Annotated in this window: 18 protein-coding genes; 15 read left to right on the top strand and 3 right to left on the bottom strand. The window is 69.4% G+C overall.

Translation table 11 applies throughout. The features are described 5' to 3' along the window. Window positions 1–39: 39 nt before the first annotated feature. The 3 genes from ACFYNL_RS38675 to ACFYNL_RS38665 all read left to right on the top strand — a co-directional run bounded on the left by ACFYNL_RS38675 (window position 40) and on the right by ACFYNL_RS38665 (window position 3,808). Window positions 40–2,016 carry an ATP-binding protein gene (locus tag ACFYNL_RS38675; RefSeq protein WP_388812672.1) on the top strand — a complete coding sequence of 659 codons (1,977 nt, stop codon included), beginning with the start codon at window positions 40–42 and terminating at the stop codon, window positions 2,014–2,016. Window positions 2,017–2,123: 107 nt separating this feature from the next. Continuing rightward, window positions 2,124–3,455, top strand: a complete 1,332-nt coding sequence (locus ACFYNL_RS38670; protein ID WP_388812670.1) for an SUKH-4 family immunity protein — start codon at window positions 2,124–2,126, stop codon at window positions 3,453–3,455. Window positions 3,456–3,502: 47 nt separating this feature from the next. Continuing rightward, on the top strand, window positions 3,503–3,808 hold the full coding sequence (locus tag ACFYNL_RS38665; protein WP_388812667.1) for a hypothetical protein: 306 nt from the start codon (window positions 3,503–3,505) through the stop codon (window positions 3,806–3,808). A 103-nt stretch (window positions 3,809–3,911) separates the two neighbouring features. Here the strand turns inward: ACFYNL_RS38665 and ACFYNL_RS38660 are convergent, their stop codons facing one another. Next, window positions 3,912–4,340 carry a hypothetical protein gene (locus tag ACFYNL_RS38660; RefSeq protein ID WP_388812664.1) on the bottom strand — a complete coding sequence of 143 codons (429 nt, stop codon included), beginning with the start codon at window positions 4,338–4,340 and terminating at the stop codon, window positions 3,912–3,914. A 103-nt stretch (window positions 4,341–4,443) separates the two neighbouring features. After that, a complete protein-coding gene (locus tag ACFYNL_RS38655) occupies window positions 4,444–4,662 on the bottom strand; it encodes a hypothetical protein (protein ID WP_388812662.1) in 219 nt (72 codons plus the stop codon). 60 nt (window positions 4,663–4,722) lie between these two features. On the opposite strand from ACFYNL_RS38655, the gene ACFYNL_RS38650 reads away from it, so the two are divergent. The 9 genes from ACFYNL_RS38650 to ACFYNL_RS38610 all read left to right on the top strand — a co-directional run bounded on the left by ACFYNL_RS38650 (window position 4,723) and on the right by ACFYNL_RS38610 (window position 19,735). Continuing rightward, window positions 4,723–4,872, top strand: a complete 150-nt coding sequence (locus ACFYNL_RS38650; RefSeq protein ID WP_388812659.1) for a hypothetical protein — start codon at window positions 4,723–4,725, stop codon at window positions 4,870–4,872. A 24-nt stretch (window positions 4,873–4,896) separates the two neighbouring features. Continuing rightward, entirely contained in the window at window positions 4,897–5,547 is a 651-nt protein-coding gene (locus tag ACFYNL_RS38645) for a hypothetical protein (protein ID WP_388812656.1), read from the top strand. 170 nt (window positions 5,548–5,717) lie between these two features. Continuing rightward, the gene (locus tag ACFYNL_RS38640; RefSeq protein WP_388812653.1) at window positions 5,718–10,325 is read left to right on the top strand and encodes a toxin glutamine deamidase domain-containing protein; all 4,608 of its coding nucleotides are present in this window, start codon (window positions 5,718–5,720) and stop codon (window positions 10,323–10,325) included. 31 nt (window positions 10,326–10,356) lie between these two features. Then, entirely contained in the window at window positions 10,357–12,546 is a 2,190-nt protein-coding gene (locus tag ACFYNL_RS38635) for an SUKH-4 family immunity protein (protein ID WP_388812650.1), read from the top strand. A 381-nt stretch (window positions 12,547–12,927) separates the two neighbouring features. Further along, entirely contained in the window at window positions 12,928–15,084 is a 2,157-nt protein-coding gene (locus ACFYNL_RS38630; protein ID WP_388812647.1) for an SUKH-4 family immunity protein, read from the top strand. Window positions 15,085–15,222: 138 nt separating this feature from the next. Next, window positions 15,223–15,966: a hypothetical protein gene (locus tag ACFYNL_RS38625; protein ID WP_388812645.1), complete on the top strand. Its 744-nt coding sequence runs from the start codon at window positions 15,223–15,225 to the stop codon at window positions 15,964–15,966. 693 nt (window positions 15,967–16,659) lie between these two features. Continuing rightward, window positions 16,660–16,983: a hypothetical protein gene (locus tag ACFYNL_RS38620; protein ID WP_388812642.1), complete on the top strand. Its 324-nt coding sequence runs from the start codon at window positions 16,660–16,662 to the stop codon at window positions 16,981–16,983. Then, window positions 16,980–18,287 carry a WXG100 family type VII secretion target gene (locus tag ACFYNL_RS38615; RefSeq protein WP_388812639.1) on the top strand — a complete coding sequence of 436 codons (1,308 nt, stop codon included), beginning with the start codon at window positions 16,980–16,982 and terminating at the stop codon, window positions 18,285–18,287. The genes ACFYNL_RS38620 and ACFYNL_RS38615 overlap by 4 nt, the downstream gene beginning before the upstream one ends. A gap of 29 nt (window positions 18,288–18,316) precedes the next feature. Next, window positions 18,317–19,735, top strand: a complete 1,419-nt coding sequence (locus ACFYNL_RS38610; protein ID WP_388812637.1) for a hypothetical protein — start codon at window positions 18,317–18,319, stop codon at window positions 19,733–19,735. Window positions 19,736–19,978: 243 nt separating this feature from the next. On the opposite strand, the gene ACFYNL_RS38605 is transcribed toward ACFYNL_RS38610, so the two are convergent. Further along, window positions 19,979–20,209 (bottom strand): hypothetical protein, encoded by a 231-nt coding sequence (locus ACFYNL_RS38605; RefSeq protein ID WP_388812634.1) that lies wholly within the window; start codon window positions 20,207–20,209, stop codon window positions 19,979–19,981. A 504-nt stretch (window positions 20,210–20,713) separates the two neighbouring features. On the opposite strand from ACFYNL_RS38605, the gene ACFYNL_RS38600 reads away from it, so the two are divergent. From ACFYNL_RS38600 to ACFYNL_RS38590, 3 genes are all read left to right on the top strand, one after another. Then, complete coding sequence (locus tag ACFYNL_RS38600; RefSeq protein WP_100602404.1) at window positions 20,714–21,091, top strand: nuclear transport factor 2 family protein; 378 nt, start codon at window positions 20,714–20,716, stop codon at window positions 21,089–21,091. Window positions 21,092–21,438: 347 nt separating this feature from the next. After that, window positions 21,439–21,741, top strand: a complete 303-nt coding sequence (locus ACFYNL_RS38595) for a WXG100 family type VII secretion target (RefSeq protein WP_388812631.1) — start codon at window positions 21,439–21,441, stop codon at window positions 21,739–21,741. After that, window positions 21,738–23,165, top strand: coding sequence for a putative T7SS-secreted protein (locus ACFYNL_RS38590; protein WP_388812628.1), 1,428 nt, complete (start codon window positions 21,738–21,740; stop codon window positions 23,163–23,165). The genes ACFYNL_RS38595 and ACFYNL_RS38590 overlap by 4 nt, the downstream gene beginning before the upstream one ends.

Here is a 23,165-nt window from a genome sequence, read left to right as displayed (position 1 = left end):
GCCTTCGCATACGTCCGCGCCAGCGGAGGACGGGATCCCATGACCGACTCAACCGACGGCTACGCACCACACCCTCACATAGGCGGCCGGGTGGCCGCTCTGCGCGCACTCGCCGCGTGGCGCGAGGCCGCTCCCGGCGCCCCGCGCGTGGTCGCGCTCACCGGCAGTCCGGGCAGCGGGCGTTCGCGGCTGCTGACCGGGTTCCTGATGCTGTGCGAGCCGGAGTTCCGCAAGCGGCTGCCGCTGGACGAGATGGATCCGTCGACGGTGCCGCCGGAGCTGCCGGCCCCCGCGGTACCATCCGCCGACGGGCGGACCGCGGCCCAGGTCCTGTGGTTGCTCGCCGACCACTACGGGCTGAAGGCCACCAGCGCCGAGGGCGTGTACGCCGAACTGGCCGTTCTCGACGAGCCGGTGACCGTCGTCGTACCGGACGTCGACCGTGCGGGTCCGGTTCGGGCCGCGGGGGAACCCGCACGGCTCGTACGGGAGGTTCTCGCCCCGCTCGCGGCCACGGAGACCGTCCGGCTGCTGGCCGAGGTGCCGCGTGCGTCGGCCGCCGAACTGGCCGCGGGTCTCCCGAGCGGGACCGTCCAGGTCATCGATCTCGACGAGCCGCAGTGGGCCGACCCGGAGGGTCTGGTGCTGCAGGCCCAGACCGCGCTGAGCCCGCAGTTCGGAGCACCTGAACTGCCGTTCACCGTCGATCCCGCCGCCCGTCTCGCCCTGGGAGCGGCCATCGGCCGCCGGGCCGGTTCGAGTCCGTTGGTCGTCCAACTGGCCGTCCATTGCATCCTGATGGCTCCGGAGGGCTTCGATCCCGCCGACGAGAGCCTGGTGCCGACCTCCGTCGGCGAAGCCCTCGACCTGCACGCCCGGCGGCTCGGTGCCGACCCGCAGACGCTACGGCTGCTGCTGGCCCCGCTCGCCCTGGCCGAGGCCGACGGCATACCGGCCCACCTGTGGGGGCGACTGGCGAGCGCGGTCGCCGGGCAGGACATGAGTCAGGAAATCGCGGGCGGGATGTTGCTCGCCGGGCCGTTCGTACAGCCTGAGGAGCAGGTCGTAGAGCAGGAGCAGGTCGGAGAGCCCGCAGAGCAGGAGGGCGACGCCGCTGACGGTGGGCGTACGCTGCTCCGGCTGCTCCATCCGGCCATCGGCGACGAGATCCGCGCCGGTCTGCCCAGCGTCCGCGCCGCCCAGACGCAGGTCGCGATGACGCTGCTGGGGGCCGTACCGGAACAGGACTGGAGCAAGGCCGATCCGTACGTGCGCGACCACATCGCGGGGCACACGCTGGAGGCGGGCCTGCTGCCCCAGCTCCTCACCGACCCTGGACTGTTCGTCCACGCCGACCCGGTGCCGCTACGTGCCGCGGTCGAGGCCGTACCGACCCAGGAACTCGGCGCACCGGCCCGTACGTATCTGCGTACGGCCCCTCTGCTGACCCGCACCGAGGCGCCCGCCACGCTGCGCGCCGCCCTGCTGGAGACCGCGTTCGTCGAGGACGGGCTGCCCGAGTACGCCGAGGCCATCCACGGCCGGCTCGGCATCGAGCTGCCCTGGCGGACGCTGTGGAGCCTGCCCGTCACCGGCGTCAGCGCCGTGACGGTGGGCAGTCTGCCCCGGCCGGAGGGGCAGCCCTCGTCTGTCGCCGTCCTCGTCGTCCCCGCAGGCACGCCGGGTGCGCAGCCGGTAGGCGAGCCCGGCGAGGGGCCGGGTTCCGCGCTGCTCGTGCATGGGCTCGTACAACGCGAACACCTCGGCGACATCGACCCCGCTCAGATCCTGCGGCCCTCCGAGGAGGAACGGGCCGCCGCCCCGCTCGGGCTGAGCCGGGGCGCGGACTACCTGCGGGTCTGGAGGCGGGCGGGTCAGGAGGTCGTCGCCGCGCTGATCTCCGACACGCCCTTCACCGCCGCCGACCTCTCCCCCGACGGCGTCCTGCTCGTCGCCACCGAGCGCGGGGCGAAGGCCCTCCGCATCCTCGTGGCGGGCACGGGGATAGCCTCGTAGGCACAGGTGCGACATCCTCGCGCCGGCCTGCGTGGCAGGTCTGCCTCTCGTCCCGCTTCCCTCTCCTACCGCACTCTTCCCACCGAATTCGTTGAAGGAGCCTCCCCGTGACCAGCCAGGAGCAGGCGCTCGCCATCGCCGACCGTTGGCTCAACCCGGATGGCTCGGCGGAGCCGCGGCGCGAGGTGCGGATGCAGGAGTTCGACCTGGGCTGGGTCGTGTGGGCCGCGCCCGCGGAGCCCGAGCGTGATCCGGTGACCGGAGAGCGGCGGCCGCCTGCCGAGATCGGCAACGCGTGCGGGGTCGTGGACCGCCGTACCGGCGAGCTGACGTTGTGGCCGTCGGTGCCGGTCGACGAGGTGGTGCAGATGTACCGGCAGAAGCACGGCGCCGCCCACGCACAGGGCGGAGGCTCCGAGGGAGGCACCCGTCCGGTCACCGGCCCCGGCAACACCGCCGTCTTCACGTACGTCGACCCGGCGAACGGCGAGGAGACCACCCTCTTCCGCACCTCCGCTCCGGGCCTGCCTCCCGCCGAGTACCAGGCGTGGGCCGAGCTGCGGCGGATGAACGTCCCCGCCGACAACGTCGTGGCCGTCCACACCGATCTGCGTCCCAGCCTGCTCCCCGGCGGTTACACGGCCGAGCTGCTCAACAACTTCCCCAACGCCCAGCTCTCCTGCTCACAGAGCTACGGGGCCCGCCCCGAGGCGCGCGCCGAGGGCATCGAAGCACTCGTCGAGCAGGTCGAGACGATGCACCGGATCGCGGGGCAGCAGCCGCCGCCGCGCCCGCACCGCGTTCCGGTTCCCGCGCAGGTGACGCCTGTGGAGCCGATGCGGGACGTGGCCCTCGGCCGCCATCTCGTCGAGGTTCTCGGTCAGGACGGCGTACGCCGCTACGACGCCGACACCCTCGCCGACAGCCCGTTGCCGGACGCCTGCAAGGCGACGCTCACGTGGGCAGGGCTCCCCGCCGACCTCCCTCTCTTCTTCACCGCCGACCGGTCTGACGCCCCTCCGGCCGGCGGCCTGTTCACCGATGTCGCCACGAATCTGCGTGAGCGGCGCAGCCCGGCCGGCGAGGAGAAGATCGGCGCCCTGTCGTACCTGATTCGGATCGGCTTCGACGGGGTCGCGGTCATGGCGGTGCAGTGCCAGCCGGGTTCCGGGCAGCCGGACGGTCTGGGCGCGGTGTGGGCGGTGGATCCGGTCACCGCCGAGGCGCGTTACGTCAATGTCTCGGCCGCTGCCTTCGCCCGTTCCCTGGCCCTGATCGCCACCGCGCGGCAGCGGCTGCAGGGCCTGGATCCGGTAGCGGCGGGTGCGGCGGTGGCGGAGCTGCAGGAGCAGCTGGTCGCCATCGACGCCTCAGCGCTGGCCGATCCGGGAGCCTGGTGGTCGCTGATCGTCGAGCAGATGTGGCACGGGTTGTTCTGAACGGCCTCCAGTACCGTTCCCGTTGAGCACAAAAGGAGCTCTCTGCCGTGACTTCGAACAACACCGCACGGCCCACAACCCCCGAACAGGCCCTCGCCCTCGTCCGCAGCCGCTACGCGCAGCCCAAGCTCCCGGACGGCACCCCCGCCGAAATGCACGTCGAGGAGTTCGACATCGGCTACCTGGTGTACGCGGTGTTCCCGCCTGTCACGGACGCCGCCGGGCGGCCCCAGCCCGCTCCGCCCGGCGGCAGCAAGATCGTCGTCTCCAAGGAGACCGGCGAGACCGTCACCGTCCCCAACTACCCGACCGAGACGGCCATCGCGCTGTACCGCAAGCAGCGACAGTCGTGACCGTACGCCGAGCGCGTGATCAGTCGCCCCCGATCAGTTGTGGCTGGACAGTCGTCTGTGATCAGCCGTCTCTGATCAGTCGTCTGTGATCAGTCGTCTGTGATCAGTACAGCGAGAATCCGCCGCTGTGGCGCCCTTGGTTCTTCTTCCCGGACTGTGAGGACTCGTCCTTGGAGTCCCCGGTGTCGGACTGCCCGGAGGCGGCGTCTGCACTCGCCGGTGCCTCTCCGTGCCTGATCTGGTCGCGCTCCTCCTCCGACAGTGACTCCCACTGGCCGCGCAGGGACGCCAGGCCTCCGCCCAGGGCGCGGGCGAACGCCGGGTCGTCCAGGGCGTCGCGCAGGGGGAGGCGGCCGGAGAGCATCCTCTTGGCCGCCTCCTGCAGGTCCTGGCTGACGCCATCGGTTGCGGACAGCTTGCGCAGGGCGGAGTTCAGGGAACGTATCTGCTCCGGTTCCAGGGCCTCGTCCAGTACGCCGCGCTCCGGCGAAGCGCCCTGCGGGTCCGGTGAGTTCTCCGGTCGACTGGTCATGTCGGCTCTCCTTGCTGCTCCTCGTCCTTCGGCACCCGCAGTATCTCCCGTCGCGCACAGGCGAAGGCTGCGGCGTGGGCGGCTGCCGGGCAGGTGGGTCCGGTCAGGGCAGCACATCCGCCAGTGACGCGCCGGCCGCCGCGAGAATGATCGCCATCATGGCCCAGCCGGTGCGTGCGCGCCGGGCCAACTCCACGCTGAGGCCGGCGGAAGCGAAGGACAGGACGTACACCATGGTCCCCATGCCCGTCGGCACACCGCTGGTGAGTCGTCCCACGATCACGACGAGGCAGACCAGCGCCACCAGCGCCCCGGCGGCCATGAGGGCCCCGCGCGCGCTCCGCGCCTGCTGCGACTGTTGTCTCGCGAACCCTGGGTCCGTTTGGCCCTGGAAACTCGTCCTGACCTCGTCCACGCCAGGGAGGGCCGGTTCGCCTTCGCCGCCTCGTACCTTCATCTGTACCTGTCCCTGTCCCTGTGCCTGTTCCCCGCCGTGTTCCCGGCCGTCCGTGGTCATGACGAGGCAGCGTAGGTGAATTGGCTAGGCTCACGCACCATGTCGCCTTCGCACACGCCCTCCCCCGCGCCGGATGCCACGGTCATACGGACCGGCCGCCGCAGTGGCATGGTCGGACTCCCCTGTTCCGTCCTCCTCGTCGCCCTGGGCGCCATCGGTGTCTTCGGCGCGGTCGTGATCGCTACCGGGAACGAGAAGGGCGCGGCCACCCCCGCGGGGTACGTGGGCCTCGTGTTCATGTTGGCGCTGGGCGTGGTCGGCGTGTTCCTCTTCATCGCCAACTGGGCCAACCGCAGGACGAGGATCCTCGTCGACCGCACGGGCCTGTGGATCGACAACGGAAGACTCCGCAACGTCGTCCCGTGGCAGACCCTCGCGGGAGTCGGCCTTTACTGGAGCAAGTTCGGGCGCCAGACCATGTACTCCCTGGAACTGTTCCCCACCGGCCCGGTCGACCGCGACGACCCGGTCCTATGGACCCTGGTCCGCGACGAGGAGCCGTTGCACCCCGACCTGCCCCGTCTGCGCTACCGCGTACCCTTCCCCGCCGGGTGCCGGCAGGAGGTGGTCACGGCCGTCCAGCAGTACGTCCCGCACATCTGGCTCGGCGAATCGGAGCGCGCGGAGGGGCACATCGGCCGACCTGACGTGGTGGGACACAAGGAGCGGATTCGGGGCCGTAGGCCGTGAACGGTCTCATACTCGGCTGCTTCGGACCACGGTGGTGGCCTGCAGCGGATTTGTGACAGCCGCCCTTGAAGTTGCCTCCAGATGAGTCCGTAAACTTTGCGGACGGCTGTGCTCCTGTGTGATTTGGCTTGAGGAGCGAGGGAGTTGTACGGCCGCAACGGGTGACGGGGGTGCTTTCTGCTGTGGCGATGATGCTGCCGGACGAACTCGAGTGGGTTCTCCAGATGCTGGGCTACAAGTGGCCGACGGCGAACGAGGACAAGCTCAGGGACTGCGCCACCATGTGGCGGGAGTTCGGCGGCAAGGTCACCGAGCTCCACACCAAGGCCAACAACAGCGCCCGCACGGTGACGGCTCACAATGCCGGCGAGTCGATCGACAAGTTCACCAAGACGTACGAGAAGTTCGACGGCGGAGGCGGCCAGGACGGCTACCTCCGCAACGCGGCCGAGGCCGCCTTCCTCATCGCGAACGTCCTTGAGGCCTGCGCGTACCTGGTCGAGTTCGCCAAGTGGGCGGTGATCGCCCAGCTCATCGCCCTCGCCATCCAGATCGCCGCCGCCGCTGCCGCCGCACCCTTCACCTTCGGTCTGTCCTCGGTCGCGGGAATGGGCGCCACCCAGGCTGCCCGGCTGATCGTCCGGCGCATCCTGGACGAGCTCAAACAAGCCATGATCGAGGCGCTCATCGAGACGCTGAAGGAGCCCGCGATCTCGGCGGTCGAGGCGATGATCAGCGACCTCGTGCGGCAGACGGTGAACGTCGGCTTCGGCGCCCAGGAGGGCTACGACGTGGGCGCCACCATGAAGGCAGGTGGCCAGGCGGGCCTCGACGCCCTCAGGCAGAGCCCGCAGACCTTCGCCGAAGGCGTCCGCGACAGCCTGGGCCAGAAGGCGGGCAGCCGGGCTCGGCACGCCATCGACAGCCGTATCGACGGGTACGACGGGCCGGCGGGGCCGGCGGGGGGCGACACCGGTAGCAGCGGCGGGAACAGCGGGAGCGGCAGCTCCGACAGCAGCGGGGACTCCGGGTCCGGCAGTTCCAGTTCCTCGTCCTCCTCCGACTCCTCGTCCTCCTCCAATTCCTCGTCCTCCGACTCGTCTTCCAACTCGTCGAGTTCGTCGAGCCCGGACTCTTCCCCGTCGACGCGTGCGAGCAACGGCCCCGGCGTGAACATCGGCGGCGGGATATCCGCCGACACCGGCGGCAACGACATCGGCGCCCCGAACGTGGGTGCAGCTCCCAACTCCGACTCCGGGCCTGGCAACGACTCCGGCAACCGGTCCTCCTCGGACACCCCGTACTCCAGGCCGGCGCCCTCCGCAGGACCGTCACTGTCGGACTTCGACGACCCCTCTCCCGGCGGGGCCTCGCCGCGCGGTGCGGACGCCAACGGTACGTCCGGCACTCCGAGTGCGCCCGGTCCCTCGCACTCCGGCGGCGGCTCCCCCGTGTCCGGCCTGTCGTCCCCGACCGCGCAGTCCGCGCCCACATCCGCGTCGCCGGGCGGGACGTCGTCCTCCCCCGGAGGCGGCTCGATCGGCACCCAGATCGACGGGCTGGCCGCGAGTACGCCCACACAGTCCAACGCTGCGCCGACGCCGACCGCCGACCCCACCTCGGGTGGGACAGGTGGCCGTACGGACGGCGGCTCGGCCATGCCGACGTCCCCCACGGCGCCTTCCACCGGAGGCGCGACTCCGGGCACGCAGCACACCCCGAGCGGCTCCGGCGGCACCTCGTCCGCGACGAGCCCGAATCCCAGCTCGGGCCCGGCGAGGAATCCTTCCGCCGGTACGCCCGTCACGCCCTCCGCAACCGGGACCGGCCCTGCATCGACTCCGAGCCCCACGTCACCTACAACACCTCGGAGTACGCCGGCCCCGACACCGGACGGCCGAATACCCGGTACGGCGGACGGACGTGCATCCAGCACTCCCGACGGCCGAATTCCGACTCAGCGCACCCCTGGGAGCACGACGCCGGGCGACGGGACCGCGCCCCGAAACACCCCGGGGAGCACACCCCCGGGCGGCCGCTCCACCCCAGGCAACACTCCCGGGACCACGGCTCCGAGCGACCGCCCTGCGCCCGGCAACAACACCCCGGGCACGACTCCGGGCGACCGCACACCGTCCCGCAACACCACGGGCCCGGCCACCGGCATGGGTACCACCACCCCGGGCCAGAACCCGAGCACGACCAGCCCGAACCAGACCGCAACCCAGGCCACTCCCCCCAGGACCGCATCGCCGCCCACCGGCACCCCCACGGCGACGCCCTCCCCCACGACCGGTACCGGCTCGGGGCCCGCCTCCAAACCGAGCAGCAGCACCCCGAACTCCTCGACGCAGCCCGGCCCCACCACCCACAATCCCCTCACCCACAACCCAACCACTCAGGGCACACCCGTCACACCCGGCACTCCCAACCAGCCGAGCGCCGGCTCCACCCCCTCCAAGCCGCCCCACCAGCCGGCCGGCAGCACACCGAACACCCCCAACCAGCCGGGAGCGCAGCCCAACACCCAACAGCCCCCGGCGAACACCCCGAACCAACAACAGCAGCCCCAGGTCACCCCGGTCCCCATCCACCACGTGACCACGGCGCCGAACAACCAGCCCCACCAATCCACCCCGCACTCCACCCCCAACAGCCCCAACCAACAGAACTCCTCGGACAGCCCGAAGCCGATACAGCCACCCACCCCGGCCTCGGAAACCCGCAACACCAACCCCCCGGGCGGCGTCACCGACCCCACCCGCGCCGAACAGGACGCACTGGAGAACTCGGTCCCCCGAGACGAGAACGGCGACCCGACCCGGCCACCGAACCCGGCGGACGGCCGGTGGGTCGAACGCATCAACGGCGAAGGCCGGAACGCCCCCGGCCGCAACAACAACTGCGTCGACGTGGCCCTGTCCACAGTCGACACCTACGCCGGCAACCCCACCGCCGCCGCCAGCCGCACCCCCGACCTGGACGCCGACGGCAACCCCTCGGACCGCGGCGAAAAGGGCGGCCGCGACCGCATCGAGAACACCCTCGGCGCCCGCTTCAGCGACCTGGGCAACGGACGCGACGCCTTCAACCGCCTGGAAAACACCCTCCGCAACAGCGGACACGGCTCGCAGGCCGTGATCATCACACAGGACGCCAACGGACGGGCCCACGCCTGGAACGCCGTCAACCACAACGGCAAGATCACATACATCGACGCCCAGACAGGACAGCAGAGTTCGAAGCCCCTGCACAGCGGGGACAACGGGGTCTTCGCGATCCCGCTGGACTCGAACCGACGCGCGGTTGCCCCGGACAGCGGCAGCCACTCCGGGTCGAGCACGGCCTCGCAACCCGGACGCGAGACATCAGGCACGCCTACGAGCGACCGGCGGGCGCCCGAAGCCCCAGCTGGCGCCGACGACGGCAAGAACAAGGACGAGAAGAAGGATGAGGGCAAGAAGAACGAGCAAGGACAGAACGAGGGCAAGAAGCCGAAGAAGTCGAAGTCCCCGGAAGAGCGAGCGGCCGAGATCGCCAGGGCCAAGGAGGTCGCTGGGGATCCCTACGACTCGTCCCGAGCAGAAGGAACCCCCGGCTACGGCGTCGATCAGCCGGGCGACGGCTCCCACACCCACTACGGGATGCTCACCGACCAGTCACAGGACCGGCTGCGTCAGACGAACCGTGTCGAGCAGGTGGACCTCAGTCCTGTCGTCCGACGCCTCCATGAGTGGGCCGCACCCGGCCCCGAGGGGACGCCTCCACCGCTGATCGACGCCATCCGCGAATCCGCCAAGGGGCCGATCAGCCAGCAGCGGCTGAACGATCTGCTCCGTCCGGGGTTCGAGGACATGAGTCGCGAGGAGAGGATGGCGACCGTCGCTGCGATCGCCCGCCTCAGCAGCGCGTTCCACGAGGCGCATTCCGTGGATGAGTCCGGCGGCGCAGATCTCCACTCCCGGCACAACCCCAAGACCGGCGAGCGTGTGGACCCGGCCTCGCTGGCTCGCGAATACGCGGCGGTGCAGGGGCTCCTGGAGGGCGGCCATGACCCGGACAACGCCAAGGAGATGCGCGCCGAGAAGCGCAAGTTCACCTCTCTCTGGAACGAACACGTCGGAGACAAGGCAAGGATCAAGAAGGAAGAGGCGGGCAAGACAGAGGAAGAGAAGGAAAAGATGCGGGAAAGACGGAGACTGTTGCGCCCCGACTTTTCCGGAAAGAATTACGCAGTACTTGAAGTGGTGGAGACGAAGGAAGACGGCACCACCGAGATTCACTACATCATCGACTCCTCTGTGCCACCGAACTCCGACGACATCAGCCAGGATCACTCCGAGCCGGTACTCGGTGAGGCATTTCGCGCACGCGACCAGGCGAACCCGGGCCGCTACGAAGCGCCTGCTATGTACACGGAATTCGAGCCCTGCGGAGACAAGACCCATCCCGCCTCAGCGAACTGCTCCGACTACCTCGTGCACGAGCTGGAGCGCCCAGAAGGCCAGGAGCGGAAGAAGTATCACGAGAAATCGGAAGAGGAAAGGGCGGTCCCTGAAGGAAAGCAGAACAAGACGACCATCTACTACGCCGCCGGCTACCGCATGGGCGAGATGGATGCTGCGGCCGTCGAAATACGAGAGGGCGAGACACCGGAGCAGGCCGCGGAGCGGGCACACAGGGAAGCCAAGGATCGTCGCGACGAGGATATGCACCGGTTCCGAGGCGAGCTCGTCAGAATATGGATGAAGGCCGCCCAGAACAGTGGCGTAGAGTGAGCCGCCCAGCGTTGATCGGAGTGATGAACCAGTGATCCTTGCTGAAGCCGAGCGCGCTGTCAGTGACTGGCTGGCCGAACCGCGGCAACGCGGATCGGTGCTGCCCCTGCTCGGAGCCGCCGGGGTGGGCAAGAGCGCACTCCTGGGCAGGATGCGCGAGCGGTTTCCCTCGTCTGTGTTCGTGGACTGCCGCGGTCTGACCATGGATGAAGTGGCCGGTGGACTTCTCGCGGAGTTCGGCATCGATATCGCAGGACTTCGGGGACAGCACCCGCTGTTCGATGCCGTCGTGAAGGTGCGCAGTGATGCCATTGTCCTGCTGTCCAACGTGCAATGGTCCGGCCCTTTGTTCACATCGAGCGAGCCGGATCGCATTGCCGGCCCACTGGCTACTGCGTTCGGTGCACACAGTCGTGGGTGCGTGCGTGTGGTCGTGGAAGCCGACTCTGCTCGTAGCCGGGTGCACATCCGCCGCCCGAATGAGATCGTCCTGGACGGAGAATCCGATGGGGCGGATGTTGCGGCACTGCTCGGTTCCCACCCTCAGCTGCGCGCGCTCGCCGCATCTGAAGTACGCGAAACCCCGCTGGCGGTTTGGGAGTTCCTCTGCTCCGTGCTGGGGGAGCGTACCCAAGAGGAATCTCTTCGTCGGCTCGCGCAACAGCTCCCCGAGGTAGTGGCGGTGCAGGACACGGCCGCCGGCATCAGTGCGACGCTCGTATCCGATGCGCTGAAGTACGGCATCAGGTCACACAGCTCACTGGCCCCTGCCGAACAGGTCTCCATTGCCGAGGCCCTGCTCGCCTCCACGCGCACATCTCCGGCGATCCCCGCCTCCGCCGACGCAATTGCACGCGTGCGTGACTACGGAGCTCGTGCCGCCGCAGTCCACGCGGCCCTGGGCGGCGCCCTGCCCCGGCTTCTGGACAGGCAGCCGGATTTCGTGGCCCTCTGCGACCGGATCGGTCTGCTGGAAGGGATCGCCCGGGCATGGCCGGAAGGCGTGCCCATGGGAGGCGCCGCCGCCGACGCCCACTACCTGGATGCGGAAGGCGTAGCACCGCGGTCCCAGGCCGAATGGCTGGCCTGGCTGCACTGGGCTGCCGTGAACCGCGGACGTACCGAGTGGGCGGACGCACTCGCTGACTCTGCCGTGCGGCTGCCCTGGCGCACCTCGTGGTCGCGGTGGCGTCCGTACGGCGTGTTCGGGCAGCACCCCGGGACGAGCGGGGCTGTGGACTACGTGGAGCTCGGATTCAACGACGACCTCCCCGTGGTGACCACTCAGCGCGAGTTGCCTCTGCCCATGGATGACGAGTCGGAGGAACCGGGCGACGAGCGCTATCTGGAACGGGTGTGGAGGCTCACGGACGGCACGGAAACCGCGGTCCCGTCGGTGGTCGACGTCTTCCTCGACGACGATGGAGAAGTCGACCGTGTGGTCGGCCGTGCCGTCGACACTCACCCGGCCCCTCCGATGCCCTCGGAGCTGCCGTGCCCCCAACTGCCCCGCAGCGTCCGGGACACGACGCAGGCCGAGGGCGATCGCTGGGTGCTGGGCGGCAGTGGGGGCCTCTTCGCCCTGGAAGTGCTGGAGGCCAAGGAACTGGAAGCGGGGCCGCCGCGCTGGCCCAGCCCACTCGTCGCCCCGGTCCGCCGCGCGGCCATCTGGCCCATGCCCGCCCCGCTCCTCACGGCCGAGGGGCCCGATCGGTCCTGGTTCGCGAGTAGTTTCGGTGAGCAGGCACTCCGCCGACTTGAGCCGAACCGAGTCCCTGCCGGGGTCGTCCACCCGCAAGCGCGTGCCACCCTGACCGACCTCGGCTTCCCCGCTCTTGACGGCGGCGAGCCGAGATTCCTGACCACCGTGGCCCTTGACCGGACCGGCCTGGAAGCCACCGAGGCACGGGGGCACCAGGAGCCGGGCTACCGCTTGGGGACCTGGCTCGGCGAGGAGGTCGTCCTCGACGGTGGTTGCGGCCGCGTACTGCTGGCCTCTGCCGCCGGACCGCAGCTGCTCGGCAGCAGCCTGCGGCAGTTCATGACCTTGGTGGCTCTGTACGTCACGCTGCGTCGCAGCGATTTCCCCACCCGGTACGAGGAACGGGACGCTCGTCGCAGCCTCGCGTCCTGGGCACAGCAGATAGACCAACCGGCAGGATCGTCCGCACCTTGGCAGGCAGCATTCGACGGAGAGTCGGACGTCCCGGAATCGTTGTGATGCGGCGACCGTTAACCCGGCGCCGCCGCCCTCGCGTACCGGCGCGAGAGAACAGTCCGCTGACCACTGGTCGGAGTCGGAAGAGGCCCAGGAAGCACGAAAGGCGCACCGGCCGCAACGGAAGGCGGCAGACGTTCAGCTGCGCGGGACCACGCCCCGACCACCGCGAACCGCACTCGGGCGGCTGGATCGAGCGCCTCAAGAGGCGAACTGGTCGAACCGTTCAGGGATCCGCGCGGTGGCATGACAATGCGGCACAGGCCATGGAAGCCGATTTGCCGGGATCGCTTCGAACAAGGCGCCGCTATTCTCGAGGCTTACGCCTTTCCGACACCAAACGCCCAGGTCAGAGCAGGTCTGACGGTAGGAAATGACCGACGCATGAGCGCGACTCCGAACCTCGATGAAGTCACGGCAGAACTCGCTCTGAGCCGTGCGCTGCGGTGGATCGACCGTCCTCGCGACACCAGCGCCTGGCTATGGATCGGCGGGCGTGCGGGCAGCGGCAGAACGGGCGTGCTGCGCGCAGTCGTTGCCCGCCATCCGGCCGCCGCCCACGTCGACTGCGCCGGCAGGTCAGCGGAGGAAGTGGCCCGGGAGTTGGCGAAAGCCCTTGGCATCGCCGCCCCGGACTCCTTCGACGACACCTTCGGCTCCGTGGCCCGCCGGATCAAGGGCGACCCCGTGGTGGTGCTCACGAACACACAGTGGGCGGGCCGGCTGCGCACATCGCGCGAACCGGAGCGTGTGGTCGATCGGGTGGCACGGGCGCTGATCACGTTCCTTCCGCGCGGGCTGCGGATGCGCCTGCTGGTCGAAGTGGACGATGCCCCGGGTAGGGCCGACGAGTTGCGCGGACGGCATCTCACGCTGCAGGGGGGCTTCGAGCGCATGCCCGCCTTCGCGGAGTCGGCCGAGGATGCGGCCCTGACGTCCGCCCTCGATGCACTGGCGTTGGCCGAGCACCGTTTCGTTCCCCTCCCCGTGTGGTCCATCCTCTGCGCCGCGCTCGGCCAAGACGTCCCCGAGTCCCGGCTGGAGTCGCTGCTCGGCGAGCCGAAGGCCGGAGACTGGCTCCACCGGACGGAGGACGGGACCGGCACCCCCCTCTTCTCCTTCAAACAGGAGGCAGCGGCCCGACACCTGCGTACACAGATGCCCGCCGAGGAGGCCAGGTCCTGGCACGCGCGCGCAGTCACCGCGCTGTCCGCCGCGGACGCCTCCGAGGCGACACGCTGGTACGCCGAGCGCGCCCTGGCCGGTCACGCTGCGGCAGCCGACCAGTTCGAGGCATTCCTCAATGACACGGCAGCAGTCGTCGGGAGCGGCCACGAGACGCTCTTCGAGGCGTTCGAGGCCGCGTTCCATGGACGGCCCATCCCGCAGGGAACTGCCGGGGCCCGCCTCCACTACCTGGTGCGCCGCGGTGTTCGGCCTTCGTCCCAGGGTGAGTGGCTGGCGCTGTGGCATCTGGCCCTGATGCAGGCCGGACCGACGGAGGAAGCCGCCGCCGATCTACTTCTGCCGGCGGCCGGCCCCGTGATCCTGCCCTGGCGGACACTGTGGGCCGAGGGCGTCGGTGCCGGCGCGTTCGGCACGGACGCGGTGGTCAGGCGCCCGATCGTCCGGACACTCCAGATCGCGCGCACCCCGACCGGCGACCTGGTCACAGCCCGCACACGCCGCGGCCACATCGGCACCTGGGATCTGGCCACGGGCGCGCCCCGAGCCGAGCCCGGTGAGGCCGCGGACGCGTCCGGCACCGTGCGGGCGGATCAGGGGCCCCGAGGGTGGCGCCCCGCCGGAGCTGCCGGCGGGGAGGTGGATCTGCCCCGCATGCCTCAGTACATCCGTCGAGCCACGCGCTCGGGCCATCACATCGCTCTGGCAACCATGGACGGGGTCTGTGCGGTCGAGATCAACCAGAGCGCAGGCCAGGAGGGCACATCAGGACTCCTCAAGCATCTGGTGGGCACCGACACGACGCTTGCTCGGGCCGACCTGCCCGCCCCGGCACTGGCCCCCACGACCGATTGGCTGACGGACGTCTTCGGATCCGCGGCGGTCAAACGGTTCCCGCAGGAGAGCCTGCCGGCCGCCCTCTCCGACGTCGGTGCGCGCGCCTTTCTTTCCGAAGTCGGCTTCCCCTGTGTCACCGGCTTCCTCGAACTCGACACCACCGGCCTTGAGGACACCGGCCTGCACCCGGTTGCCGAGCCGTTCGGCAAAGCGGACGGGACGGAGTCCTCGTACTTCGCCCTCGGCAGCTGGCAAGGCGCGCGCCTCCTCCTCGACGGCCGCGACGGGCGCGTACTGCAGGATGGCTGGTCGGGGATCGCGGACGATCTGGCCGGAAGCAGTCTCGCCCAGTTCGTCGCCATGGTCCGCCTCTACTACTGGTGGCGCGCCTCCGACTGGTCGATCGAGGACACGGAGTCGGATCTACGTCACTGGTTGGAGCTCATCGACCCTGCGGCCTCCCGAACACAGGGGTGGCAAAGGGTATTCGAGGACTACAACTTCGACGACCGGGTCTGACGGGCCGGCCCCGGTCGTTCGGCGGCGGATTCTGCGTGCTGACGGCCGCTCTTCACGCGGCCCGCTCCTGCTCCGACGTCCCCCTCCTGATCTCACTGATAACTTGCTGTTCCCATCAATTCACTCAGTGGGAAATCGATGAGCCAGCCGCCCTTCCAGCCGCCCCCGCAGCCTCCCCAACCACCACAGCCCTCGCAGCAACCGCAGCAGTCGCAGCAACCGCCGAACGCCTACAACCCGTACGCCCAGCCCGGCCCGCCGCAGCCACCGGGTTTCGGAGCGCCCCCCGTCCCCGGGCAGCCCCCGATGCAGGCCGGGCAACCCCTCATGCAGTCCGGGCAGCCGCACATGCCCGGACCGGCCCCGATGTACGCGGCACCGTCGTACCAGGCGCCTCCCTTCGGGCAACAGCCGGTCAGGAGCGGCAATCCCGTCGGCGCGGTCCTGCTCGGGTTCCTCGTCTCCTTCATCGTCGCGCTGCTCTTCAGCGTCCTCATCGTGGTCATAGCCAAGGACCTGACGTTCGCCACGTCCACCACCCTCTACTTGGCGCACGCGCTCCTCAACGGAGCGATCGTCGGCGCGTTGATCGGCAGCGTGGGTCATCACAGCAACGGCGCCCGCATCGGCGGAGCCATCGTCGCCACGCTCGGCGCCTTCTTCGGCTGGGCCAACTTCCTCCCGATCTACATCGTCAAGGAAGACGGCGGCATGGCTCTCAAGTCACTGCTGGAATCCGAGCCCTTCTTCCCGGCCAAGGCCTGGTGGATCGACGAAGCCAGCGGCGGAGTCGACTGGACCTCCCCGCTCGGACTCGTGATCGCCGCAGCCGCCGCTTGGGGCATTGCCTACCTCGTCGGCAACAAGCGCCGTCACGTGTGACTTCTCGGCAGTCCGCCTCAGTGGACGGCGGGGCTGTCACCGAGCCCCGCCGAAGCTGCTGCTTGGGGAAAGGCCGCGGCCACGCCCTTGACAGGGTAAGGCTCGGCAGCGAACCCGCCCTCGCCAGAGCGTCATCCGCATCTGCGTTTCGACGAGGAACGGGCGCTTCTCCGGATCCCCTACTGAATCCGGGGTCACCGAATACGCGGTTTTCCATGTCACCGTTCGCGCTTGCCAGCGCACCCGGAATCGACGCACGTACGGCACTGGCGAGTTCGTCGGGTGTTTCGTCGTCTGTACGTCCCTCTTCAAGGTGCTGACCTGAACCGCGCACTCGGGCGCCCGAGGTCCGCGCCATCATCCGCCCGGTGAGCTGCCGAGCTCACCCTCATGAGGGATGCCATTCCACCCGAAGCAGGGCGTATGGGTCATACGTGGTACATCAGGCAGTCCCCCTTAGGCATGATGCCGTGACTCGACGCTCGCCGGTCGAGCCGCCACAAGGCCCCGTCGCGCTGCAGCTGAGGGTAGGCGTAGACCCTGTGTGAAGACGTTCGGCATGCACTCCGGATGTGCAGAGCCGCGGCCGCCGCCCGGCACAATCGGCGATTCCGCCAAGCGTGCGCGTGAAGTGCCCTGCAGAGCCGGAGGGTTTGCTGCACGGCGCGCGACAACACACAGAGGGAGAACCTTGTGTCGGACGGGTTCTATGTCGGCCGCTCAGCGCTCGAAAAGTTGAGCGGCGCCTTCAAGAAAGAGGCCGATCAACTCGGTGAGCAGTTGGCAAGGTTCAAGCCCAGGACGGATGCCGAGGCCATCCACGACGGGTTCGGCTTTCTGACGGAGTCCGAGGAAGTGACCACCGCTTACATTGACTTGGCCGAGCATATGACCAAGGCGGTCCAGGGGTTACAGGACCACCTCTATGACATGGCCGACAACCTCTCCGACAACTCCCGCAACACCGCAGCCGCCGAGAACGCCTTGGCGGATCTGTTCAAGGGGAGGAGCGCGTGAGTGACGAGTCGGCCGCGGAGACCGTGTACGAAGCCGGACTGGAACTCTGGAACCCCGGTGGCGAGCCGGACGTTCTGCGGAACGCCGCCAACGCGTGGGGCGCGATGGGGAAAGCGCTCGACACGTTCGTCGTACACATGGACAAGGTCGTTCGTGACGTGTACGGCGACGAGTGGCGAGGGCCGGCCGCCGATGCCTTCGTCAAGCACTGGGCAGAGATCAAGACTTCCGTCGCGGACGCTCAACCGAGCTTCGGCGAGGCGCAGAAGGGCCTGAACGAGGCAGCGGACAAGATCAAGGAGATCAACGACGAGATCCATGCGATCTACGCGGAGATCGGTGTCACGATCGGTGTCTCCATCGCCACCTCCTTCATCACCCTCGGTTTCTCCGCCGCAGCGGGTGCCGCGAACGCGGCCCGACTCGCCGGGCAGGCAGCAAGCGCCGCGGCACGGCTCGGCAGGATCCTGGCTGCCATCGCCCGGTGCTTCGAGAGGCTGCGGACATGTGAGCACTCGAACGAGCTTGTGCGGTACGGCGTTCACTTCGCCAGTACGTTCGCCGGCCGGACCGCGATCGAGTTCGGCAACGGGGTGACCACCAGCCTGCTCAGCGGCAAGGGCCCCGAGTGGGAGAACAACCTCGTCGGCGGGATGGCGGGGGCAGGCATGGGAAAGCTCGCCGATGCGGCGCTCGGCGGAAGGCTCGGGGGCGGAATCGGTGAGTCGATCGGCGCGGGTGCCGTGGGTGGAGCGACGGGCAGCCTGGTCGGGGATGCCGTCAACGCTTCCGGCCCGTGGGCCGACGAGGATGACGGGTTCGACTGGTCGCAGTCGCTGATCGGGGCAGGGGCGGGGGCGGCCGGCGGGGGCGTCGGAGGCGGAATGGCGCATGGCCCGGGATCAGGTGAGGCATCCGGCCTCCGAGTAGGTGCCACCGGCGCAGAAGGCACTTCAGGCGGGGCGGCCGACGGCAGCGGCACTGCGGACGGTGCTTCCGGCGGAGCCGCCGACGCGAGCGCAACCCGCGGAAGCGGCGGGGCTGCCGGCGCGAGTGGAGGCAGCTGCGGCCAGGCGACGTCGTCCGGCACCGGAGCCGATGCCGGCGGCCTGACGCAGGAGCAGCGGAACGCGATGCGTGACGAAGCCACGAGCAACCGAGTGGGGGCCGGATTCGGTGTGGCCGGTAACCGGCTCAAGGAGGCGGACGGCATCGAGGACGACCTGGCCGAAGGGCAGCGGAAGACGGCCCAGCGGCTCCGCGAGCACGCGAGGAACACAACTCTCGTGGACGACTTCGGATGAACGGTTCGGGAGGGACAGGGACGGGAGCCGTGCAGCACAGCGTGATTCGCACGCTCGGCCCGGCCGTCGTCCTGGGCAAGGCGGTGGCATGGGGGGCCTGCACCCTGATGACCGTGCTCCTCGGGTGCTGGCTCTTCATGGTGAAGTCCACGATGCGTGACGCTCTGGTGCTGGGCTGCGCGGGCGCCCTCGCAGTCCTGGCCGTCTCGGCATGGGCACTGCGACGCGCCTCGGGCAACGCGGAGCCCGCGGAGGTCTACCGCGCCCTCGCCGACCGCCTGTCGCGGGCGGGCGAGAACGACCCCGGAGAGCTACCCGGAAGATTGCGGGGCGCATCGGCTCTGTGGAACAACGAGGCCCTGGTGGTCTACGGCGCGGTTGTGGCGCTGATCCTCCCGCTCGCCCTCGGGGTGGGTGAAGCCACACCCAGCGGCAAGGCGGCGGACATCGCCTCCGCGGGCGCCGTTGTGCGGGCGTTGCCGGTGGAGTCGGTGCGGGATGTGGTCGAGGACGAGCACAGGAACGGCAGCACGTACCACTGCACGGTGACGGTGACGGTGACGCTGCCTGCGGCCGACGAAGCCGGGCGAGGGCAGCGCGTCGACTTCAGGTCGGAGTTTCCGGACCCCGCGGTGGTCGGTGCGAAGGTCTACGTCGCCCACGCCCCCGACCGACCGGAACTGGGGGCCGTGGGCGACAACGACAGGGCCGATGTCGAGCGTCGACTCACCGGTCGGGCCATGAGTAACTGGTGGACCTGGATTCTGGCTTTGGCATGGCTGGTCCTCGTGGTGACCATCACCTTCGGGCGTCTGACGACCCGTAGGGATCAGCGCTTTCCGCGGCGACTGCGCGGGAACGAAAGTGTGCTGAGGGCGCGTGTCTCCGGGTACGACGGTTATGGTGCCGGCAAGGCACGTATCTCCCTGGACATCGCCGATGGCGTCAATGGCCCCGTGCAGCTGCATGTTCCTGCGGACAATGCCAGGTACGTGGAGACGGTGGGGCGTGCGGAAGGCCATCTGGTCTGGGTGCCCGGCCGCAACAGGCACGGGAGTCGGAAGGGGCCGCATCGTACGGGGGCGGTCTTCGTCGGCGATGCCGGCTGGTTCATCCCGGGCGGGCTCGCCCCGGAGCACGAGGAGACCGCGAGCGCGAGAGGCGATCATCAGGTTCCGGTCAACCCCGGGAGCGAGGGCCGACTGCTGGACCTCAACGGCTGCTGGATCCTCAGCATCCCGAACCGCTCAATGAACGTCCTGCTGCTGTGGACGCTCAGCGTCGTAGTGCTCGCGCTTCCCGCTCCCGGGGTGGCTTGGCGCTTGGTCATCGGAATCGTTGGCACGGTGGGGCTGCTGGCGTACGGCATGTACCTCGCGGTACGCCACGACCCGGCGTCCGAGAGGCAGTCGGGTGGCGGCCGGGGTGCCATGGGGGCTGCCGCCTGACGTCGTCCATCGGCTCGGCTTACGGGGCTGCTCCGCTCATGCCGGGCCGGTGGTGAGTGGCCGTGCCTGAACTCGCTTCGGCTCGGGCATGACCTGCCGGCATCGACGGCGGGGCTGGAACGAGGGGGGCGACCGCCGAGCTGGAAGGAGGCCGGCATCGACCGCCGGGCTGGAACGAGGGCGGTGTCCGCCGGCGGCCGCACGAGGTCCTGCTCGTCGAGCGGAACGCCACTTCCCGGCTCCTCAGCGAAACGCCGGGCTGTCGCCAAGACCAGCCAACGCCACCGCAACACAAGCGACCATCATCGCCCAGCGCGTGTGGCCGATGCGCGCGAGCACGAAACCCCACCCACCGAGAAGCACACCCGCGGCATACGTGGCCACCCACACGCCGAGCGCGTCGCCCTGACCAAGGCGTACGGCGAGCAGGACCAGACAGACTACGGCGACCAACCCGGCGACCGCCGCGTACATGCCCCTTGCCTGCCGCACATCGCGCCGCCGCTGCTCCGCGAGCTCCGGTCGGCCCTGACTCTGGAACCGTGCCCGCAGTTCGTCCGCACTCTCCCTCGGGGCCAGGGGCCGCCCTCCCGTCCCGTCCGACCTTTCGGCCGCGTCACCGCCATGCGTTGTCATGGCAGGCGAGCTTAGCGACCGTCCGCCCGAGAGCGGCAGGACAACGGCGAGCCGCACCCCTCACGGCCCTCGGGTCATGCCGGCACGCACGCCGGCGGCAGCGCGACGACCGCGAGGGGAACCCACCGCCGCCATCCCCGTACGGATCTCGCCGCTGCCCCGGATCCGGCCGTCCTGGACGGCCGCGGCAGCCAGGGCGGGCGCCACGGCGCCCGTGGCGCCGAGGTGCGCACGTAGTCGACTCTCATGGTGTGCAACCAGTGCTGTGACCGGGGTTGTTCACCGTGTTCCGGAAGGCGGCTCGCGGACCGGGGCACGCGAAACGGCTGGTATTACTGGGACATGCAGGAAGAGACCGCACGCTCCGCGATCGACACGTTCATCTCCGCGTTCAACGCCTCGGATGACAGTTATGTGACTGCCCTGCTCTCCCAGGCCCTGACCTCGGACGTGGTCTTCTGGGGGCCGTTGGGTCGCAGCGAAGGAATCGCGGCGGTCGAGCGGTTCGTGCTGGACATCCGGCGCCACCCGGCGGGGACCGGCACGATGGTGCGCTGCTCAGCGGTGGACATGCCTGACGAGTGGGCCCGGTACCAGTGGGTCTTCACCACGCCGGACGGAGGCCCCCGCCTGGCGGGAACGGACGTCGTGCATCTGCGGCGGAGCCTCATCGACCAGGTGATCGTCTTTGCGGGAGAGATCGAGCCCTCCACCTCCTGAGTCAAGCCCTCCACTCCTGAGTCAAGCCCTTTACTCCTGAGTCACCTGTCTGTCGCTGGCCTTCTCATGAACCTGTCCCCATCGGCGCTCGCGGGCTGCGGTTCGCGGTTGGACGGGCTGCGTCGCCCAGTGGCGGATGCGCGCGCCGTGTGGGCGGAGAGGTTGTCCGGGATGAATGCGCCGGCAAGGGTCATCGCTCGCCCGACACCACTTCCGGTACCTGCCCCGAAGAAGCCGTGAAGGTTGTGCAAACGAGCAAACCCCCAGCGTGGTTCCACAATCCCGTTGGATAGCGTGTTGCGGCGCGGTTGACGTGCGCCTGTGCAAGACAAGGGGGATGCCACGCCATGGGAGCGGGCTTCAAGGTAGACATATCCGAGCTGGACACCTTGGTCAGGGAACTCCATCGGAGCCAGGACGAGATGCGAGCGGCACTGAACGCCCTGCGCGACACCGGACCGAAGACCACGGGCAGCAAGGAACTCGACAACGCCTGCGACGAGTTCCACGACAGCTGGGACGACGCGATCACGAAGATCGCCGAGGGCACGCAGGGCATCGAGGACGGCCTGAAGAAGACCCGCGACACTTACCGGGACGTCGAGAGCGCACTTCGCGACGGCTTCGCCGGGAAGGGCGGCACCCAGTGAGCAGCGACTCCTATCCCTCGCTCGGCTTCGACCCCGCTCCGGGCAGCCCCGGCAACGTGGACTCACTCGCCGCCCGCACCAAGCGGGCGGCAGCCGCACTGGACAACGCGCAGAACAGCATCAAGCGCCTCACCGGGAACGTCACATGGGCCGGAGACGCCGCCTCCGCCTTCTCGAAGAAGGTCGGGGAACTGCCCCGCTACCTGAAGGACAGCCAGGAGGCGATGAGCACCGCGTCCTCGGAGCTGACGAAGTGGCGTGCGGCACTCGCCGACTACCAGCACACGGCGCGGACGTACGAGGCGCAGGCGAAGGAAGCCAAGGGGCAGGTGGCGTCAGCGGAGAAGAGCAAGGACACCGCGACGAACCGTTACAACCAGGCCGCGTCCGACCCCGCCTTCCGTCTCAGCGGTCAGTACTTCACCGGCCCCGCTCTCCAGGATGCCCAGGCGAAGATCGACGCGGCGAGCGTCCGGCTACGGCAGGCAGACGGCGAACTGTCGGCGGCCTCGGCGCGGCTCGACCAGGCCGAGCGTGAACTGGAGGAGATCATCAAGCGGGCCGAGCGTCTGCTGGAGGAGCACCAGTCCCAGGCTCGGGGCGTCGCGAGTCAGCTGCGCAAGGCGACCGAGAAGGCACCCGACCCGGGGTTCTGGGAGCGTCTGGGCGACCAGTTCCAAAAGCTCGGGCACGCCATCCAGGAGTGGTGCGCCCGGCACAAGGACCTCTTGAAGACGATCGGTGACTGGCTGAGCAACATCTCCGCGGTCCTGGGCGTCCTGGCACTGCTGACCCTGTGGTGTCCGCCTCTGTCCGGTGCCCTGGCCCTGGCCAGCGCCGGATTCTCCGCGGGCGCGCTGCTCGCCCACGGCGCGGCCAAGATCGGTGGGGCTGACGTGGGGGTCATGGATCTCGTAGGTGACGCGGTCGGGATCATCCCTGGGGCCGGGTTCGCGAAGACGGCGGTCACCGGATCCGCGAAGGTCGCGGTGCGTACGACGACGATCGTCGAGGAGGGCGTGGAACGAGTCGTCGCCAACGTCGACGACGTACAGAAGGTCCTTCGGCTGAACCGCCTCGCGGACGAGGGAGTCGCGCAGGCGAGCAACTTCACCCGCGAGGCCGGCCGCATCATGCCCGCCGCGGAAGGCCGCGTCTTCGAGGCGGCAAGTGGCGTGGGCAACCGGTTGAAGCTCGCCTGGGAGAACTCGGTCGCCCACAATCTCGGCTCCACGTTCACCGAGGGCAAGCTGAACGACATGATCGCCAATGCCCCGGTGCTCAGGGACCTGGACTCCCTCAAGGCGGCCATTCGCCCGGACGGCAGCCTCGACCCCCTGTCGTGGTGGTCCAAGGGCCCGCAGCTCGCACAGTCCCTGCCCGGGACGGTCAGCGGCATCTACAACAGCGTGACCGGAGAATAG

This window comes from Streptomyces sp. NPDC007808, from assembly GCF_042868655.1.
Lineage (GTDB): Bacteria > Actinomycetota > Actinomycetes > Streptomycetales > Streptomycetaceae > Streptomyces.
Note: the sequence above shows the minus strand (reverse complement) of the source record. Positions and strands in the feature narration are given on the sequence as shown.

Bases quoted from the DNA above. Each gene is read 5' to 3' on its own strand.
- ACFYNL_RS38655 (WP_388812662.1), bottom strand. From the start codon at position 4,662: ATGGCCGCCGGGGCGCTGGTGGCGCTGGTCTGCCTCGTCGTGATCGTG.
- ACFYNL_RS38605 (WP_388812634.1), bottom strand. From the start codon at position 20,209: ATGTACGCGGCGGTCGCCGGGTTGGTCGCCGTAGTCTGTCTGGTCCTG.
- ACFYNL_RS38660 (WP_388812664.1), bottom strand. From the start codon at position 4,340: ATGACCAGTCGACCGGAGAACTCACCGGACCCGCAGGGCGCTTCGCCG.
- ACFYNL_RS38645 (WP_388812656.1), top strand. From the start codon at position 4,897: ATGTCGCCTTCGCACACGCCCTCCCCCGCGCCGGATGCCACGGTCATA.
- ACFYNL_RS38595 (WP_388812631.1), top strand. From the start codon at position 21,439: ATGGGAGCGGGCTTCAAGGTAGACATATCCGAGCTGGACACCTTGGTC.
- ACFYNL_RS38630 (WP_388812647.1), top strand. From the start codon at position 12,928: ATGAGCGCGACTCCGAACCTCGATGAAGTCACGGCAGAACTCGCTCTG.
- ACFYNL_RS38675 (WP_388812672.1), top strand. From the start codon at position 40: ATGACCGACTCAACCGACGGCTACGCACCACACCCTCACATAGGCGGC.
- ACFYNL_RS38625 (WP_388812645.1), top strand. From the start codon at position 15,223: ATGAGCCAGCCGCCCTTCCAGCCGCCCCCGCAGCCTCCCCAACCACCA.
- ACFYNL_RS38600 (WP_100602404.1), top strand. From the start codon at position 20,714: ATGCAGGAAGAGACCGCACGCTCCGCGATCGACACGTTCATCTCCGCG.